This is a genomic window from Rothia sp. HMSC068E02, from assembly GCF_001813565.1.
In the GTDB taxonomy this organism is placed as follows: Bacteria; Actinomycetota; Actinomycetes; order Actinomycetales; family Micrococcaceae; genus Rothia.
On record NZ_KV812882.1, the window covers coordinates 758227 to 760856 of the forward strand.

Below are 2630 nucleotides of genomic sequence, written 5' to 3' on the forward strand. Positions count from 1 at the left end.
GGGGGGGGGGCGCCTCCAGAAAACCCCTCGCCGCACAATATTTTTTTGTGTATTTTCTCCGGCGTGGGCGGTGCAGCCCCTTATCTTGTCAGGGGCGCCCCGTACCTTTGGTGGTAGAGAACAACGACGCGTTCTCACCCACTCCGCCGAGCGACCAAAGGAGCCCCTCATGTACACGGTTGGTTACTACAATGACGAAGACTTCCGCGCCTTCTACTCCGGCCAGGACGCCGCCAACATTGACGACTTCTTCACTGACAACGGCGAATACCTCACGGTGTACCTGCCGGAGGTGACCGACCGCGAGTTCCTCGCTGGCCTCCGCTACGGTAACGGCTGCGATGCGCTCTGCCAGAGCGGATATGCCCTCGACGAGGCGGAAGAGGCACTTCGCGACATGTATGCGCTCGCCGTGTAGCCCGCCCACCTGTCACAGATGGGGATCCGGTCATGAGTTGCGGATTTGTGCCATAGGTTAGCGTCTTTGGTCGTAGTTAAAAACCATGGTCGAAGACACTAAACCATGGCACAAATTCTGCAGGGGCAGAGCCTCCGTGAGTGTAGATTTATTTGATGCATAAAGCATTGATGTGTCCGAATAATGACGTTCAGATACTATTGCACTCAAAGCAACACAAATAGACACAAAGATGCGGTAGGGTGGTAACTGTAGTGTTCCATAACGCATTGATGCGTTTGTTGGGTGCGCTACGGGGCTGTTTTCCTTCCGGCAGCCAACTTGACCTGCGAATAACGGGCCGACTAGTAACTAAACAACACACCATCACCGACGATAGGAGCGTATCTTCCATGGATTCGACCATCTTTAATCGCCGTACCCTGCTGGGTAGCGGCGCACTTGTGGGCCTGGGTGCCTTGCTCGCAGCCTGCGGTCAGCAGGCTAATAACGAGGCGGCAGCTACCGCCTCCGCCACGCCGAGCGAGACCACCTCGGCGTCTGCGGCGGCATCTGAGTCGCCCTTGGCGAGTGCTACCCCGTCTACTGTCCGCGGTTATTCGGGTGGTTCGAAGGCGCCTGACGGCGAGTATCGCCCTGCTGATAAGTACGGTCCGGCGCAGAATGTGCCCAAGCCTGCTGAGCCTGAAGACGGGTACCGTGAGAAGTCTGTTGAAGGTATGCGTAAGACTTTGGACGCTTGGGTTAAATGGGGTAATTATGGCGTGCAGACTGGTGATTATTCGATGGCTCGTCAGTTTGTGTCGCCGACTTTTAAGAGCGAGTTGGAGGCTTATGAGGGTGTCGAGAGGCTTTACCAGCATGGTGGTTGGGTGATTGATGGTATTGAAAGCTTGACTGCTGATGGCGCGCCGTGGTCTGAGGACGGGGAGACTTATTTTTGGAAGGCTTACCATGTCTGGGAAAAGGAGATTTATGTCGCGGCTGATGGTAGTTGGCGCTCTTGGACCAATGAAGATAAAACTAACGACACTTATAAAATTGAGCTAAAGCACAACGGTCAAAAATGGGAGCTTATTGGGTATGTAAAGGTTGAAGATTAAAATGAAGCAGTGGCATAAAATTCTCTTCCTCCCTTTTGTAAGCATACAAATATTTCAACTTAGTATTCTCCCCTCATTTGCAGATGTAAAAACGAGTGAATGTTCATCAAATAATACTGCTAGCATATGCCAAGAGAAAATTCCTCCTAAAGAAATGGTTGGAAATGAAAATACGGAAAGAACAGGAAGCGCTTCAGATATTGATTCCGTTACAAACCAGCCAGTAACGCCTGCCCCCGAAACAGATACGACAAAACGGCGCGAGGGATTTTATGTTACATCTTATAAAGACAACCCCAACAATTTCTTCTGCACCACGCTAGACGGACGAGTAGGGCATGTTGGATATACAAACATGACCGTAGACGAAAACGGAATTCCTATCGACCGTGGTGGAAGCAGACATAGTCCTTCTTCTGCTAGCTGCATTCCCAACGATACCCGCACCCTGACCAGCGCCGACAGCCCCGGACCCACCGGCCCGACCTACGAAGAAGTCATGGAGGAAATCCTCCACGCAGCAGAATCGCTAGAGCCGGGCAAGCCGACCCTGCACCAGTCCTACAACAACCCCGCAGGCACTGGCCGAGCAGAAGGCGACCCCAACGTCTACAAGGGCGACCAGATCAACTTCTACGTCGACGACGGAGGCCCCTACCGCCTCGAAGCAGACATGCTCGCCGGACACGTCGAAATTGAGCTCATGCCCTCCTCCTATGTCATCGAGTACGGCAACGGCGATACAGACACCAACTACACCGCGGGCAAACCGGTCACCACCTACCCTCGTGAGCGTCCGCGGCAGACGGATACCAGCTACGCTTACCAGCGTTCCGGTAATTTCCATGCGTATGCGACCGTGCATTACACGGCTCGTTTCCGTGTGGATGGTGGCCCCTGGCAAATGATGATGGTGACCCCGCAGGCGACCAGTGATCCGTTGCTGGTGCGTGTGTGGTGGGTTGATGTGGGACGCGTCGGCGGCACCTGCGATGAAGACGACACCCGTTGGGGCTGCAAGAACGACCCCACCATGGGTAAAAAAGATAACCCGAACCCGCGCCTACGTAAGGCCGATATCCGTACCGGTCAGCGCTGGCACCTGAATG

2 protein-coding genes and 1 pseudogene are annotated in these 2630 nt (G+C 54.0%); all 3 read left to right on the forward strand.

What is annotated here, in order from left to right; all coding sequences use genetic code 11:
* Positions 1-169 precede the first annotated feature (169 nt).
* Entirely contained in the window at positions 170-418 is a 249-nt protein-coding gene (locus HMPREF2919_RS04655; protein ID WP_070666477.1) for a hypothetical protein, read from the forward strand.
* 392 nt (positions 419-810) lie between these two features.
* Positions 811-1521, forward strand: a complete 711-nt coding sequence (locus tag HMPREF2919_RS04660; protein WP_070666480.1) for a DUF6318 family protein — start codon at positions 811-813, stop codon at positions 1519-1521.
* 355 nt (positions 1522-1876) lie between these two features.
* Positions 1877-2630, forward strand: a pseudogene (locus HMPREF2919_RS04665) (peptide ABC transporter ATPase); the annotation flags it as partial.